Origin of the sequence: Aristaeella lactis (assembly GCF_018118585.1) — a bacterium.
Taxonomy (GTDB): Bacteria; Bacillota; Clostridia; order Christensenellales; family Aristaeellaceae; genus Aristaeella; species Aristaeella lactis.
Genome location: NZ_CP069421.1, coordinates 1194519 through 1210518 on the forward strand (window position 1 = coordinate 1194519; position 16000 = coordinate 1210518).

Below are 16000 nucleotides of genomic sequence, written 5' to 3' on the forward strand. Positions count from 1 at the left end.
TGTAATTATCCTGTTAACAAGGACTGTTTTTCCAATTTCCATTGTAATTATCCTGTTAACAAGATAATTTCCATTGTAATTATCCCGTTAACAGATTTTTCCATTGTAATTATTCTGTTAATAAGTTTATTTATCTTTTTCGCCTGCGTACACTCTCTCAAGAAAATATACTCTGGATATTTTCCCGGCTATAGTAATGAAACCTTTCTCTTTCAACTCCTTGTTAAGAGTTTGTATGATTTTATATGCTTTTGATTCTGACACACCCAAGTATTCGGCAACGTCTGTTGCATTCAGGAATCTTTTATTATCCATACTGCTTCTCCTCTCAGCCCTCTGCCTTTGCGGTCATAGCCTGGTACATTTTCATCAGTTCCGCAACGCACTCGGATTCAGAATTCAGTTTGCCCCAGAATCCATAGGCTTCCATAACAGCACGGTCGTTCTTCTGGTGGGCGGTACGCAGTTCTGGTGGCATGGTCAATTCATCGTACAGATCCGCGAGGCTGCTGTTCGGATATTTGGAACGAGCGTCCAGAATCATCTGGGCAGTTTCTTCAATCTTTTGCCGCTGGCCATTCATGATGCAGATCAGGCCGGAGATGCTGAAAAAGCTCCGGGAGGATTACCCGACCGGATGCCGCGTGGAGCTTATTCAGATGTTTGAGGAACCGCGCAAGGACATGGTTCCCGGACTGACCGGAGAGGTCATGTTCGTGGATGACGCGGGCGGCATTCATGTCGCCTGGTCAAACGGCTCAACCCTTGCTGCGATCCACGGCATCGACGTCATCCGCAGAATCGACTGATCACAATCAACCGCCAAAGGGCCACCCGTCAAAAGGTGGCCTTTTGACGTATTTGGAGGAATACCATGCAGGACTTTTTTCTCTGGAACGGGGTGGACTGCCGCATCTACGGCATCCACGTGACGGAGCAGCCTCCCATCACCATACCGCTTGAGCGAAGCACCCAGACCAATGTGCCCGGCAGGCCGGGAAGCCTGACACAGCTGGAAGGCGAAGACGTCTACGACGATATGATCCTCACCGCTACCTGTTTTATCTCTGATCCGGCGCAGATCCCGGCCATCGCCGCATGGCTGAAGGGAGCAGGAACAGTCACCTTTGCCAACCGGACAGGCGGCTACTACAAAGCACGGATCGCTAACCAGATCCCTTTTGAAAAGGTGCTCCGGGGCAATCCGCACTGTACCTTTGCAGTCAACTTCCGCTGCTATCCGTTTTTCTATGCCGATGCCGCCGCTGACATCACCGTTACCACATCCGGGACGATCATCACGAATCCGGGAAGCGTGTACTCCGAGCCGATCCTCACGGTGTATGGTTCCGGGGACATTACGCTCATGGTGGGTACAACCATTGTGGAACTGGAGGATATTTCCGGGAGCATCATTCTCGACTGCGCTCTGAAGGAAGCCTACCTGGGCAGCACCCTGATGAACGACCATATGACCGGAGAGTTCCCGGTACTCAAGCCGGGGATGAATCCCATTAGTTGGACTGGAGCGGTGACGAAGGTGGTCATAAAGCCGAATTGGCGATATCTATAATGTCACTTACCAAGCAGATATGATAAAATGACGAATGCCAACAACGACGCTACGCCTCCGCCAACAATCTGCATTATAGTGTGTCTGTTCGTTTTTAAACTTGCAATGGCAACAAGCACTAAAATGATGCAACCGATGGGAAATGCTGGCCATAAACCATTTTGAATCAATAATAGCATAGGCCCGACTACGCCGCATATATGTCCGCTGATTTTCAGTTGAAAAGCTTTGTTGAACAGGATGATTATGATTCCACTCAACAGGTATTCAAGGCAGAAAAACCAGATTGAACGTGAAGCATTGCTTAGTACGCACACAAGAATGGAAAGAATATAGCCTCCAACCGCAAATATCATGGCGAGATATCTTTGCCCAATACGACCTTGATCTTTAAAATGCGGTATGAACCTTTGAAGCGGGTATGCCATTAGCGGCAAGAGACCAAGACAAGCAATCAAAGCCCACAACTGCAGCACGTTTGAAAAAACATTCCTCCTGTGTATCCAAAGCAACGCGAGAGAAGCCATTGCCAGAATGGGTGCAGCCGTCATAATTCGGATGGCTTTCCAAATATCGTTTTTTTGTTCAGCAGATCTCATTCATGTTCACCTTCGTTCTTTGATGAATCGTTCATTTGGGGACGTTCATCTCCATAGAAGAATATCGCTACAGTTCCCGGCCCGCAGTGCGAAGCAATAATCGTGCCTATATCACAAATGCGGATATCCCCGTGGATTTTGGGGAAACGTTCCTGGAGGACGGCTTTCATTTGTTCTGCTACAGAAAGACAGTTTGAATGGCATATCCAGCATTTCCCGCTGTACTCTTTCCCTCTGTCAGCATGCTGTTCCATTTCATCCGCTGTGCGCAGAATCGCGTTTTTCTTTGTTCGGACTTTATTGTAAGCAACAATTTTACCATCATAGTCCAGCCGCATGATCGGACAAATACTAAGCAATGTGCCAATGGCAGCAGCAGGGCCGGAAAGTCTTCCACTGCGGCGATAATAACTGAGCGTGGTTGAGAAAAACTGATGATGCAGTCTTCGGCTATGACATTTGATCCATTCGACAATTTCGTCCAGGTCTTTCCCTGCGTCACGCAGATCCGCAACGTCATCCACCAGCATACCATAACCGGAAGAGGAACAGGTTGTATCAATGACAATAATCCGACGATCCGGATACTTCGCCTGCAGTTTTTCTCCCGCTGCAATTCCATTCAGAATGGATGGCGTCATCCCTGTCCCGAATCCAAGGTGAAGCACATCACCCTTCTGAAGGAGTCCTTCGAGATATGCCTCATACGCCATCTCTGTAATCTGAGATGTTTTCGGGATCACGCCATCTTCCAGAAAGCGATAAAATTGAGGCATACTGTCTGGATTTCTTCCCATATCATCAGGATACTCCTGATCGTTTACCAGATAGGAGTACTCGATCACAGAGATCTTTCGGGACTGTATGTAAGACCAGGGTAAATCTACCGTGGATTCACAGGAAAGAGTGAACATTGCAAAGCCTCCCTTCGCGCTTCAACAAAGGGATTGTATCATTCAATACTTTGCGCTACAATAGTAGCGCAGGCATCTGCTACAGTCATAACAAAATTGTAGCGCATCAGGAGGAATAGCATGTACCATATTCGGGAAGACAAACGATCAGCACAATCGGCGGAACTCATATATCAGTGTATTCTGAAATTGATGGATCAAAAATCCTATGACCTGATTTCGGTGACTGATATACAGCGTAAATCAGGAATTGCGCGAACTACTTTTTATCGCTGCTTTGACAACATATCTGATGTGTTTCTCTGGAAATGCGATGAAGCATTTCATACTGCTTTCAGCACATACCATCCGCCAGCCTTTCGTGGCGAATTCGATCTGGCTCGGCATTTTGTCAATTACTGGATACAGAATTACAAAATCCTCGAAATACTCATGAGGATCAATCGTCTGGACATCATTTTTACCTGCCACATGAAAAATGCTTATATTCTGGAAGAAAAATACGGCGTTCTTCCTAATTTGCCTCGGGCACATACGGAATACTATGTGTCTGTCAGAACAGGATTCACAATCAGCATCCTGCTTGCCTGGCTGAAAGGCGGCAGAAAGGAAAACGCGGATGAGATTATTGAAATTATCAGAGAACAGTTTGCGGTACTAAAAAACGATATGGACATTCTTTAGTGCATGCTCACACCTAAGATAATCGATCAGTGTCCGAAGAGGACACTTTTTTAAATTCTTCAGGATTGGAGATGATTCCCATGATCTGTGTCTATCCCGCCGACTGCACCGACTTTTCCACCAACGGAAACGGCACCCTGTCTCCGCTGTCCGCGAACGTGACGGAAACCCTGAACGGCGAATATGAACTGCAACTGGTGCATCCCATCGATGAAGCCGGAAAATGGCAGCGGCTGGTAGAGGGCTGCATCCTCCGCGCTCCAGTTCCAGCCGCAATGACGCCACGCGTGAACTTCTCCGCGCCGGGCGACGACAGCGGAACGGAAATCTGGCGGGTGAACACTGATTTCTCCGGTGCGGAAACCCGGAAAGGCACGCTCCGGCTCCGTTCCGGGCCGGGCACGAAATACAAAATCCTGGCCAGCTATAAGCACGGTTCCATGGTGCAGGTCGTGGCCAAAACAAACGGCAGCTGGTACGAGGTAACCGCGCCAGATGGAAAACACGGATACATGTCCACCACCTATCTGGTGTTTGATCACAGGGAAGGCTCCGCTTCGCAGGCGGTTTCTTCTACGGTAGAGGAACGCCAGCTGCGGGATCAGCCCTTCCGCATTTACCGGGTGGTACCGGAACTGGACAAGATCACGGTATATGCCCGGCATATCTTCTATGACCTTCTCGACAATATGATTCATTGAAAATTTGTCCTTAAAAAAGGATCCCACTAATTATATTACATATTTTTTTAATTTTTTCAGCAACCCGAAGAAAATATTTTTTTTGAACCTAATTAATATAATATCTTTTAGAGGTGAGTTTATGAAAAGGAATCCCGAAATTTGTCCTTACTGCTGTCATGTGATTCTTGACGACGATCAGGAATACTGTGACTACTGCGGTATGGATATAGAAGAAGAAGTCCCGGGCGAAAAGGCTTCTGGATCCTGCTTCGGAAGCATCGGGACATTCATACTTGTAATTCTTCTGTTTATTTACCTTGTTGCGAAAAAGTGATATTAACTAAATTGTATTGAGTAATACGATAAGAGTGTTTATTCTGGGAGTAAGCCGTTAAGTGCCTTTTCTGTTATCTCAAACCCTCTGATATCCATATCCTCCCGTATAGCAAAGTCTTTTTCTTTTTCATACAGATCAATCGGCCCAACCACGTTATGGATTACAAATCCGGTTCTTTTCCCTGCGTATTTTACTTTTTGTCTCCACATGTCGTTATCATACATAACATGCAGCATTATCGATTCGAATGATGCCTTTTTCCCAACCCATTTGTCTATAACACTTCGAATTGTATCGACAACTGCTTTCTCGACTGCGAAATGCCGTGAATTGCAAATATCGCCCTTGATTTCCATTATTATTTTCTTTACTTGTTTCTTCCCTGATTCCGAGTCTGGAATTCCATTTGCCCAGCGTAGGAGCGGTAAAATAAACTTTTCGTCGGTTATGTCTTTATCCGGCTGTAATAGTGTTGATAATTCTGACACTCCATCGTATTCAGGTAATAATCTTTCAAATTCGTGTCGTAACTCACGTCGGTTCACAGCTAATTCCGCTTCAGGAAACGCATCGTGTAATGCTTTGTTTATACCTGGAACATAATCGTATCGTATTTTTCGCACTTTTTCCCGGTTTTCAAACCGTTTGCATTCGTCGATAAAACCCTTCTCTGAATAATCCTTAACAAAACCAACCAGGCCGCCGTTTCCATTACTTGTTTCTGCTACAACGCAATGCTTTGTTTCATCATGGACGCAGGAAAATGAACCAAAGTATAATTGTTCATATCCGTCAATATGTTGAATATCATAAAATGTTTCTGCAAGATCAGTTTCCCATTGTTCGAGGTTTGAGTCGTCTATGCCAAAATTGGCTGAACAGCTTCTTATTGATCTATAGTTTCCGCTCATCCATGCATTTATAACCAGATTGCGATATTCCGGGCTGATACCGTTTTTCCATTCGGATGTTTCTTCATAGTCTGCCCCAAATGTTGCTCCGCAGCCCTTACAACGCCAGCGTTTTCGAAACACTTGCAAAACTGTTGGCTGCTTGTCAAGCACCGCAAATACTTTGTGAGGAGTCAAGTCCGGGTTCCATATCGCAAAATACGGACTATCACAGTTTTTTTCCTTGCAGCGAGTTGGCTCCGCGATATATTCCGCCTTCGTATAAACAACGTTCTCTTTCTGGACTCTCTCCAAAACTTTGTAGCGGTTCAGATGAATGCTCATAGGCCATCGCTCCAATCAAGACATCTATCACTGACAAGTATATCCATATTTGTATGTGTATACAAGCTTTAATACTTCACTTCAATACATTTCCCGCATGGTCAACAACTTTCCCGCATGATCAACATCAATCCAGCATAAACAATATGAATCCCGCATGAAAAAACGCGTAATGGCTATATTCACATAGCGAGAATATAATAAAAGCGCAGTAATAAAGTAATCAGTTACCCACTTGCTGCAGCTCCATAATTTGGATATAATATAAACGAACATTTGCACCATTAATCAAGAAAGGAGTCTGAAAATGCGGAAAATCAACCATGAACGCAGGGTAAAGCTTTACACATTCATGCGTTCATACTTTGAAGAATACGGTCGCCTTCCGACGTATAGAAGGATTCTTCGAGAGCCTCTTGGTTATTCGTCTATGGCAACGATCACCGCTGACATCAACCGTCTCAAAGAAGAAGGACGGCTATGCGAAGATGACGAAAAGAGAACTGCCATTGTTGGAATGAAGCCATTTTCTCCGTCTGTCGTTGGTTCCGTTTCTTGTGGATACCCGGCGGAAGCGGTCGAGGAAAGAGGAGCAGATCTGATTTCTTCTCTTTTTGAAGGCATGTGCCACAACTTGGTCGTTATTATCGCATCTGGCAACAGCATGACCGGGCGCGGAATCTACAATGGCGATAAACTGATTGTAAAGAGACAGCCAAACGCCGAACCGGGAGATGTTGTAATTGCCATGATTGATGGAGAAACCACATGTAAGACCCTGGCAAAGGACGATAAAGGACAGTATTTGAAAGCGGAAAACCCGGCTTATCCGGACATCAGACCCAATTATGAATGGTCACTTTACGGTGTAGTCAAGTATGTAATCCATCGGATAGATTAAAGCCCAGAGCTGTTTGCGGCAACTCTGGGCAGCCCCGGTACAGTTTGCGGCTGATTCCGGGAAAAGATACTCCCCTCGTTACAGGAAGCGATCTATATGTATTATACACGATTTGAAATAAAAATCGATGGTTTTACAAAAAATCGCTTCTATTTGGATTATTTTCAAAAAGGAAGTGGTTTTTTTGTTGAATGTTCCGCCTCTTAACCCTGGCATGATGCTTGTATCATGGTTGGATCTGTTCGCCAAAGTTAATTGTTATGACTCCTTTTTAAGCTTTCGTAAAGAATATCTCACGAGGAACGGCCTGGTGAATAGAAAAATATCGTTAGCGAGAACTGCCTTGTTTCCAACCTTGTATGGTCGGGACGCTGCTATTGATTACGCTCTCGACATGTTGTGTTCTGAACAGTCTGACATGAATATACGACGGATAATATATGGCAACACTCTTTTTCCTGCATTCACAGCCTTTTACAGCAAACCGCAACAAGCACAATTTAAAGCAATTACTGATTTCGACTTGCCAATAGATAGAGACACTATAACCGAAGAATACAATCAATTCTGCCATTTCCAAGGAATTGACAACATTCTATGCACAAAATGTGATTTCATAAACAGAATCAAATCACAGAATGGGTCTGAACTTCGTTACTGTCCTCATTGTATGAATGATGATATCAACGCATTTGGCGCTCCTGTTGCTCATTTGTTTCATAACTTCCCATATGTGTACATCTGCCCTATTCACAACGAAGAACTTGTTGTTTTTCCTGACGGAATTACGGAACAGGGAAATGATTATCGTGTTGCAAATCCCCATATTCCGCCCGAAAACCTTCAATATGCATCTTTTGTCTACGACCTTATTAAATATGTTCAAGAAGAAAACCGCCCTATTGATCTTACATCATTTACATACTCTGTTTATCAAATGCAGAAAGCTCTCCGCGTATCGTCATGGCGCATACTATGTTCAATAATACACGAAGGCTACATTGATAGCGATTTTTTGGGCCTTGAAGTACGCAGGTATCCAAGCGGCATTACTTACAATTACTATGAAGATGAAACATTAAATTACTTTCTCTATGAACCAGAGAACATGATTTGTGTCCTTCTCTATCTCGTCGGGTCTTTTGATAAGTTCATTCCTTTTCTTGAGGACAGAAACTATGAACCGCCAAAGTCCTTTATTGACGACTATCACCAGAGGAACGACTCTAATTACTGCATCAAAACACTTAATAAAATGACTACCGATGAACTTCGTAATGTGATAGAAGAAAAGACAAACGGGAACTGTTACTTGTCACACATCGATCAGGGGAAATGCTTTGTTCGATATAACGAATTGCCACCCTGTAAACAGTTTAAGAAATATATGTTAGACAAGAACAGCCATCGAATTCTTACGCTCAACTATGAGGAAGTCGTAAATGACTTATCTCAAAACAAGATATATATGTTCTTGCCAGTCAAATCAGAAGATATAAAGTATTGCCCTCCGATTAAAAAGAACGATCAAGCCGCTCTCTTCAGCGGCTACTGTGAATCGGTGCTTCGAGAAATCAAGTCGAAGAAAGTGACTGAAATTGATCTCAGAAGGTTGCTTCCTATGTTACCTCGTAATTCGTTTGGCCTTTTAAACCAAGCAGATTGCCATCGCATTCTGATGGAAGTCATTGAGAAACATCATGAACTGGAATGTACTACAGGGAAATATCCATTTCTAAGAATCAATTATAACGAGGAGGTAGTTGGCGCATGAGTAAATACCATATTAGCGATGAAACAAAATTCAAAGAAGGCCGTTGTTCTAAACTCGGAAAAGACTGGATACCTTGGATTAAAGCTTTTGAATTCTCTTCCCTTGGCACCAGAAGTATATTGATTGATTGGAAGACCGGAAGGCAGGTACACTGTCTCTCTATGGGAGAGAGAGCATGGTATCTTATTCATCGTTGGGACGATAGTATTCTTGATATCAATGAGCAGGTTGTCCTGTATAAAGACAGCAGCAAAGAAGTCATGGGAACTACTGAAATAGCAAACAAACTTGGAGTAAGAGCGATTTGCAATGGACAGAAATGCACAACATCTGATTTTCGTGTTTTTCATTCTGATGGTTCCGTTGAAGTTGTGTGTTTCAAAGCGTCAGAGGAAGCTGTATTTGCTCCAAAGAAAGAACGTTTGCGCCAGCGGCTTTCCATTGAACAGGCATACTGGGAATGGCAAGAAAGACCCGTGTCGTGGTCTCTTGATTATTACACAAAACAGAATTTTATTCTTGCCGACAATATTGATATGGTCACAAGATTTTTTGACAAAAGCAAAGTATTTGATGATGTAAGCTACCTCAAGCATTTGATCGCAACGAAGCAAATTGTTGTCGATATGGAGTCTGAGATACTCTGCTGTGGGGAGATGGTTAAAAATGGGATCTATAATAAATAAAGTTCAAAGCAAACTAAAACTGCAGGTTCATGTCGGGGATGTTGTTGCATATCTAAATAAAACATATTCTGTTGTTTTCGTTGATCATGCCAATGGTCAGGTTGTTCTTTTTGATAAATACAGCTCCGAACTTAGTTGCATTACTAAAAGCACCGAAAATCTTTTTGCAGAATACCTGATTGGAGCTGTATCTGTTACCCCTGGCGATCATTATATTGTCATTCCGAACGACAACAATCCCATTTATCTTAAACGCCTCGCTGTTCTTAATGACATAATTGATGCTTATGGGCCAACCTATCTTGATCTTGTTGGGAAAAACAGCAAGCCGGAGCTTAAAGATATAATTCATAAGCACAATATTTCAGGCGTTCTTGCTTGGAAAATCATTCATCTCTTTCTGAAAAATGGCTGCGATAGAACTGCATTGTATCCCAAAACAACAAAAGACCGAAATCTTGATCCAAACAAAACCTATGCCCGTAGAGGAGCAAAGGCAAAAGACGCAGACCTGCAATCTGAAGTTGTTGCGCAAAATAACCCTGAAATCCTTTCGATTTTTAATGAATACAAGGAGAAAATTCTTAGTAAACACTTTTTTGGGCCTACTGCTGCTTATGAAGATATGATGTGCAAGTATTTCTTGCAAACATTTTATAGCCGTGATGAAGCAGGTGTTTTGTATCTGGATGTAAAACTGCTTCCGCCCGCCCTTATTCCAACTTTTTTTCAGTTTTATAGTTGGTATAAAAAAAACACAACATACAGAGAACGGGAAACCGCTAAAATTGGCGTTCTTGCATATAAAAACGAACGACGTCTGCAATATGGAGACACTTTCTCTTGCACTCATGGAGCCGGGCATTTTTTCGAAAGTGACCACTGGGAAGTCCCTGTTTATCTTATATCCCAGTTTTCAAATGACACGGTTTCAAAAGCGATTTTATCTGTAATGATCGATGTTTATACTGGGCATCCTGTTGCTATAAATCTTTCTTTTGATAACAACTCAAATAGAGCATTTACTTCAATGGTTCTATCTTTGGGGCGGTCTAAAATGGAATTGTGTAAAGAATATGGTGTACACCTTGAGAGTGAATCTGACTGGCCTTCACAATATTTGCCGAGAAGTATGCGTATTGATTCCGGCTCTGACTTTACTTCAATAAACACAGCTCGTTTTTGCAAAGAGAACGACATAGTCCCTGTTCCTGTAACTCCTGGATGTGGCTCGTACAAGCCCAATGTTGAACGATTTTTTGGGGCTCTTAATACTTATCTCGCCAGTCTTCTGGAAGATGATGGATATATAACAGGAATGCCAAACTCTCACCCCGAAAAGAAGGCCCACTTAACAATAAAGCAACTTTTTAAAATCATTCTTGAATTCACTGTTGCTTACATAAAAACGCCACGCCTGAACTTCAAACGAACAGAGGACATGCGAAGGAAAAATATCGGTACTACTCCCCTCGATCTTTTTCAGTACAGCATTGAAAGGTATGGCGCTCCTACTCCAATTATCAACAAAAATCAATTTTTATGGTCTTTACTTATGGATGATGTTACATCAACAATCTCTTCTAATCATGCTTTGCATATTAAAGAATGGGATTTGGAATATGCAGACATAAAAAACAAGGAACTTTCTGACATGATGGAGGCAGCGGGTGAAAATGGAAAGCCGTTCCCCGTTCGATATGATCCTCGCAATATAGCAAACGTCTATTACTTGAAAGATGGAGTTCCTACACCAGTACATCTAAAACCTGCATACAGAAGTTATGCTGATACGACTCTGTATGAATACTTGAAAAAACGGGAAAAAGAAAATACAAAAAAACGCCATGACCGGAGGAAGCGCTTGGAACAGAAAGTTGCTGCCAGATATCATGGAAAGCAAACTATTTCCTTGTCGCGTTCTGCCCATAAGTTTAAACCCGGCACAAAGTTCATGAGAAATAATACAATATTTGAAAAAGAAGCAACTGCAAAAATCCATACTATTGCAGACGAGTTGGAAAATGAAAATACAACTACACTGTGCATTGAGGCACCTGCAAGTACAATTATTGCTGAAAGCAAGCCCTTGCCCAAAGTCGAAGCTTCACACACGCTTAACCAAAGTGCTTCTCAACGCATGATTGCATTAAGAAAGAACATGGATTCAGCAACATAAAAGAGGAGATGATATTTTGTCAATTAATTTGCAAAGCTTTATAAAGCCTATTACCTATTCTGAGATTGGTCACAATGGTTACCAATATGATAAAAGGATATTCGAAAAAGGAGAAATTGTTGAAGCAAGACATATTAAAATTCCATACATTCTTCCCAACCCTCTATATTCTTGCCTGCCTCCTGCTGCTACAGAAGAAGAGCTTGCAGAGGCCGCAACAACGAGAATAGATTTCAACCATAACGAGATAATCAAATTGCCCGATGTCGTACAACATGAAATCATTGGACAAATAAAAGAAAACATAAATATATATCTTCCAATGTATTACGATTCGAGTATAAATGTCCGTGCTTGTCTGCAATCATCCTATTTAAGAAGAGGCTTCCCAAAGAACGATACAAACCTAAATGACATTACAAATCCATTATATGTTTATCCGAGAACTGAAATACAGAAACATGGAACTGATGGCGGCTGCCAGATTATAGGCGGTAGTGGTTGTGGCAAATCAACATCCCTTGATCCGATACTGTCTTTCTATCCTCAAGGAATACGACATCTCCTTACAAATGGCGGTGATTTTACACAAATTGTATATTTAAGAGTTGATTGTCCTGTAAATAATGTTTCGGAATTATATGGAAGAATAGGCATTCAAATCGATTACATCCTGCAACGTAGGCATTGCCATGAATTTGAAAACATGCTCAGAGGAAGCAATAGAACAACAAACTCGAATAGATCTACAACACTTACCAATTTGGTCAACGCATTTGGCATTGGGATCATTATTCTGGACGAAGCGCAAAATCTCAATCTTACCGACAAAGAAATCATTGAATTGGTGAATATCAGTAATACCACAGGAGTCAACTTTATATTTGTCAGCACAAAACCCCTGTTTCCTGAGTATAAAGTAAACGAAGACAACAGAAAAGTAATACGCCGCTTTGGAGTTGGAAATATAGCTGATCGTTATTGTCAAGATACTAATCTGTTTTATTCGATTATTTATGAGTTGAGTAATTACCAGCTTTTCGAGCCAGAAATCCATATGGTTGATATGATTATCGACTCAAACAATATCCCCAGATTTGTAATCAACGAAAAATATGCAGACGTACTGGATGAAATACATTACTTCTCTCAGGGCAGGATCGGTGCCATTTTATCACTTTGGATTGAAATGAATAATCTATATATTGAGGATGGACGTAATGAAAACATTGATTTGAATTTTGTTCGTAAAGTCATTCATCTGAAATTGCACCAGCAGGGACTTATTTCGGAAAAGGAATCTCGGATAGCAAGAGATGCCTTCCAGCACAAACTGCGTATCGCGCTATATGATAAAGACGATATCTCTCAGGATTATTACATCAACGATATTCCAAGCGACGCTGATCGCGATGTAGATATTTGCTGCGAATTGGCATGTAATGTGTTTAACAATTTGCATAGTCAGCTAAAGGATAATTATGACGACCAGGTTCTGCGTGATGCTGTATTCTCCGCATCTCTCAACCTTGCCAGCAAGAAAAAAACGATATCTGAAGACGCTTTGCGTCAAGAGACTATAACAATACTGACTGGTGCCAAAAGAAAGAAAGCCAAGAAACAAACCAACCCTGCAAGCAAAGATGAGTTTTTCGCCAGCAAGCTAAATAATTCATCTACATAAATGGAGAAGCAATTATGATAGTATCACGCGATGAAAAATGGAAAATAGGGCTTTCTCATCTTAATGAGTATTATGGATCACATGGACATTGCAATGTTCCGCACCGATATATCTCACCAGATGGTTATCATTTGGGTATATGGGTACAGAATCAGCGGACTGCTGTTAAGCGCGGCAAATTATCTCATGAAAAGATTGAACTGCTTTCCAAATTGCATTTTACATTTATCGTTAATGATTACAATTCAATGTGGTTGAATGGATACAATCATTTGCTCGATTATTACAATAACTGTGGGGATGCAAATGTTCCGCACCGATATATCTCACCAGATGGTTATCATTTGGGTCAGTGGGTAAAGAATCAGCGAACTGCTATTAAGCGCGGTAAATTGTGCCGTGAAAGGTATGAACTACTTTCCAACTTGAATTTCAGATTTAACGTTAAAAATACAAATACAATGTGGTTGAACGGATATAATCATTTGATCGATTATTTCAATAATTGTGGGAATGTAAATGTTCCGCAATCTTATATTTCTCCTGATGGTTATCGTTTGGGTCAATGGGTGTTTCAACAGCGACAAGTTTTTAAGCGCAACCGTTTAGACCACGAAAGATATGAATTGCTTAAAAAGATCAAGTTTTCGTTTGATACAAATAGATCAAATCCCGAACCTGCATGGGAGAATGGCTATAATCACTTAATTGATTATTGTAGAATTCATAAATCTGTCAAAGTTCCGGCAAGATATATTTCTCCTGATGGGTTTAAATTGGGGTATTGGGTATTTTACAATCAAATCAACTATAAATTATTATCAATTACACAGATTAAAAAACTTGAGGCAACTGGGTTTTTCCCTCTCTGGCATGAAACTCATACATGGTAATAATTTTTTTTTATTTGCTATATCCTTGTTAACGCAATAATTACAATGCGTTTTTTTGTTAACGGAATAATTACAATGAGGTTTTAGACATAAAAAACGCAACATATTAACGCGATATTTACAAGTAGCATACTCCAGAAACGTTTATTTTCCGTCAATCTTGTTAACGAGATAATTCAAAACTCACATCTGTTTTTCAGTTTTACTGCTGAAATGCTTATTTTACTTTAAATCACTGTACAGGATTTTCCCTACGCAGATCATATCCGGATCCATCCGTTCCCGGAAGGATTCGAGGGCCAGCTTTTCCGAAGGGTTCACCTGCAGGGTATATTCGCCTTTGGGCGTGATAAGGGTAACCGGACGGCCGGTATCCACCATGCCGGCCAGGAAAAGAATCGCAAAATCGCCGTTGACCGCCTCGTCCGGTATAACGGTATATGTATTGCTGACGCTGTCAAAAGACGCGCGAATGATTCCCGTGTTTACTGAAGGTTCCGCCTCCAGCCAGTACCAGGAAGTGATCTCCCTGCCTGCCGCCCGGGTTCCCAGGTCCCAGACCAGTTCCGGAGGAACAGGATTCCGTACATACTGTGAAACCCAGCGAACCGCGTTCGTGTTCGCCTCCGCCAGTTCCAGGCCGAATGTATCGCCAACCAGGCTGGTGACAGCCTGGTCAAACGCTTCGTCATCCCCGTAGACCCAATATGACAGGTAGATGATGTCATCGGTGTCCAGCTTCTCCTGCGTGACCTGCAGCATGGCCGTCAGCATGTCTTCCGCTTCTTCCCTCTCCGCGAAGGCTGTCGGATCAGCCAGCACCAGGCCGTGTGAATCAGCATAGTCAATATAATTGTGGCCTTCCGGCACATGAATCCATACCTGGTGTTCATACCCGAAGCCATACTTATCCCGGTAATCTTCCAGCGTTTTCTCAAACTCCGCGCAGCGCACGGATCTTTTGGCGTCTTCAGTATAGTAATCCCGGATCCCGGCCTGCAGGCAGATCGGACAGTTGGCTGTGTTCAGCAGGCTGACCCCGTTCGGGTGCCCGGAAGACATGTTCACCGCCGCAAAGCGATCCGCAAGCCGCGGGGCGAGCTGATATACTCCGTCTCCCCCGGCTGAAAAGCCCAGCAGGTAAACACGGTTCTGATCCGCATGTTCCATGACCGACATATACGTGATCAGTTCATCCAGCAGCGGATAGGTTTCCTCCCGGAAATGCAGGTCCCAGGTATCCGATACGCCGCGCACGGAGACATAGATACCGTTTTCCACGCTTCTCCTGTAATAGTGAAACATATCGATCCACTGATCGTTGTTCATTTCCTCCGGGCCGCCTCCGCCACCGTGAAGGGTAATATAAAGGGGATATCGTCCGGATTCATCTGCTTCCCCCACCGTTTCTTTCATGAAACGCAGTTTCTCCCCTCCGTGCCGCAGGGTATAGACGGTCTGCGGTTCATCGGCATACCAATCGCTCGGAACCGTTTCTGTCACCACAGTGACCTCATCCGCAAAAAAGGATTGTATCTCTGTGCTCTCCATGGTTTCCTTCAGGACGGCATCCACCATGGCGGCCGTTTCCTCTGCTGTTCCCGGAGCAGATTCAGGATTGACGATGATCGTTTCTTCCGCGCCGGCATAAACCGTAAACAGAAGCAGGGAAAGAACCAGCCCGAAAGCCACCATTTTCATTTTCATGAGCGAATCTCTCTTTTCCATATATTTGGCATCCTGATTACTGATGCCGGGCAGCGAAATCCAAACATATGGTTATTGTATTTCGGCATAAGACAAAGGATTCCTGTTTGTCTGTAAAATATAATCCCCTGCGGCAATATGGATATCCTAA

Annotated in this window: 15 protein-coding genes and 1 pseudogene; 10 read left to right on the forward strand and 6 right to left on the reverse strand. The window is 42.8% G+C overall.

Translation table 11 applies throughout. The features are described from left to right. Positions 1 to 126: 126 nt before the first annotated feature. Together JYE50_RS05605 and JYE50_RS05610 are read right to left on the reverse strand one after the other, a co-directional pair. Positions 127 to 315, reverse strand: a complete 189-nt coding sequence (locus tag JYE50_RS05605) for a helix-turn-helix domain-containing protein (RefSeq protein WP_084094890.1) — start codon at positions 313 to 315, stop codon at positions 127 to 129. Positions 316 to 328: 13 nt separating this feature from the next. After that, positions 329 to 574 (reverse strand): annotated as a pseudogene (locus JYE50_RS05610) (type IIL restriction-modification enzyme MmeI); the annotation flags it as partial. 7 nt (positions 575 to 581) lie between these two features. On the opposite strand from JYE50_RS05610, the gene JYE50_RS05615 reads away from it, so the two are divergent. Then, positions 582 to 809 carry a DUF4314 domain-containing protein gene (locus JYE50_RS05615; protein ID WP_084094891.1) on the forward strand — a complete coding sequence of 76 codons (228 nt, stop codon included), beginning with the start codon at positions 582 to 584 and terminating at the stop codon, positions 807 to 809. Positions 810 to 874: 65 nt separating this feature from the next. Next, the gene (locus JYE50_RS05620; RefSeq protein ID WP_084094892.1) at positions 875 to 1573 is read left to right on the forward strand and encodes a hypothetical protein; all 699 of its coding nucleotides are present in this window, start codon (positions 875 to 877) and stop codon (positions 1571 to 1573) included. A gap of 2 nt (positions 1574 to 1575) precedes the next feature. On the opposite strand, the gene JYE50_RS05625 is transcribed toward JYE50_RS05620, so the two are convergent. Both JYE50_RS05625 and JYE50_RS05630 read right to left on the reverse strand, forming a co-directional pair. Next, a complete protein-coding gene (locus JYE50_RS05625; RefSeq protein WP_084094893.1) occupies positions 1576 to 2172 on the reverse strand; it encodes a hypothetical protein in 597 nt (198 codons plus the stop codon). Next, positions 2169 to 3086, reverse strand: coding sequence for a DegV family protein (locus tag JYE50_RS05630; protein ID WP_084094894.1), 918 nt, complete (start codon positions 3084 to 3086; stop codon positions 2169 to 2171). Before JYE50_RS05630 ends, JYE50_RS05625 begins: the two co-directional genes overlap by 4 nt. A gap of 120 nt (positions 3087 to 3206) precedes the next feature. Between JYE50_RS05630 and JYE50_RS05635 the strand changes: the two genes are divergently transcribed. Next, positions 3207 to 3770: a TetR/AcrR family transcriptional regulator gene (locus tag JYE50_RS05635; protein ID WP_084094895.1), complete on the forward strand. Its 564-nt coding sequence runs from the start codon at positions 3207 to 3209 to the stop codon at positions 3768 to 3770. A gap of 80 nt (positions 3771 to 3850) precedes the next feature. Then, the gene (locus JYE50_RS05640; protein ID WP_179138230.1) at positions 3851 to 4471 is read left to right on the forward strand and encodes an SH3 domain-containing protein; all 621 of its coding nucleotides are present in this window, start codon (positions 3851 to 3853) and stop codon (positions 4469 to 4471) included. 354 nt (positions 4472 to 4825) lie between these two features. On the opposite strand, the gene JYE50_RS05645 is transcribed toward JYE50_RS05640, so the two are convergent. Then, positions 4826 to 6025: a hypothetical protein gene (locus JYE50_RS05645; protein WP_084094898.1), complete on the reverse strand. Its 1200-nt coding sequence runs from the start codon at positions 6023 to 6025 to the stop codon at positions 4826 to 4828. A gap of 307 nt (positions 6026 to 6332) precedes the next feature. On the opposite strand from JYE50_RS05645, the gene JYE50_RS05650 reads away from it, so the two are divergent. The 6 genes from JYE50_RS05650 (at position 6333) to JYE50_RS05675 (ending at position 14142) form a co-directional block, all read left to right on the forward strand. Continuing rightward, positions 6333 to 6926: a LexA family protein gene (locus tag JYE50_RS05650; RefSeq protein ID WP_084094899.1), complete on the forward strand. Its 594-nt coding sequence runs from the start codon at positions 6333 to 6335 to the stop codon at positions 6924 to 6926. Between the two features lie 127 nt (positions 6927 to 7053). Beyond that, positions 7054 to 8700 (forward strand): hypothetical protein, encoded by a 1647-nt coding sequence (locus tag JYE50_RS05655; RefSeq protein WP_084094900.1) that lies wholly within the window; start codon positions 7054 to 7056, stop codon positions 8698 to 8700. Continuing rightward, on the forward strand, positions 8697 to 9386 hold the full coding sequence (locus tag JYE50_RS05660; RefSeq protein ID WP_084094901.1) for a PDDEXK family nuclease: 690 nt from the start codon (positions 8697 to 8699) through the stop codon (positions 9384 to 9386). The genes JYE50_RS05655 and JYE50_RS05660 overlap by 4 nt, the downstream gene beginning before the upstream one ends. After that, the gene (locus tag JYE50_RS05665) at positions 9367 to 11565 is read left to right on the forward strand and encodes a TnsB C-terminal domain-containing protein (RefSeq protein ID WP_084094902.1); all 2199 of its coding nucleotides are present in this window, start codon (positions 9367 to 9369) and stop codon (positions 11563 to 11565) included. The genes JYE50_RS05660 and JYE50_RS05665 overlap by 20 nt, the downstream gene beginning before the upstream one ends. A 16-nt stretch (positions 11566 to 11581) precedes the next feature. After that, positions 11582 to 13249: an ATP-binding protein gene (locus JYE50_RS05670; RefSeq protein WP_084094903.1), complete on the forward strand. Its 1668-nt coding sequence runs from the start codon at positions 11582 to 11584 to the stop codon at positions 13247 to 13249. A gap of 14 nt (positions 13250 to 13263) precedes the next feature. Then, complete coding sequence (locus tag JYE50_RS05675) at positions 13264 to 14142, forward strand: helicase associated domain-containing protein (protein WP_084094904.1); 879 nt, start codon at positions 13264 to 13266, stop codon at positions 14140 to 14142. A gap of 222 nt (positions 14143 to 14364) precedes the next feature. Here the strand turns inward: JYE50_RS05675 and JYE50_RS05680 are convergent, their stop codons facing one another. Continuing rightward, entirely contained in the window at positions 14365 to 15870 is a 1506-nt protein-coding gene (locus JYE50_RS05680) for an alpha/beta hydrolase family protein (RefSeq protein WP_084094905.1), read from the reverse strand. Between the last annotated feature and the right edge of the window lie 130 nt (positions 15871 to 16000).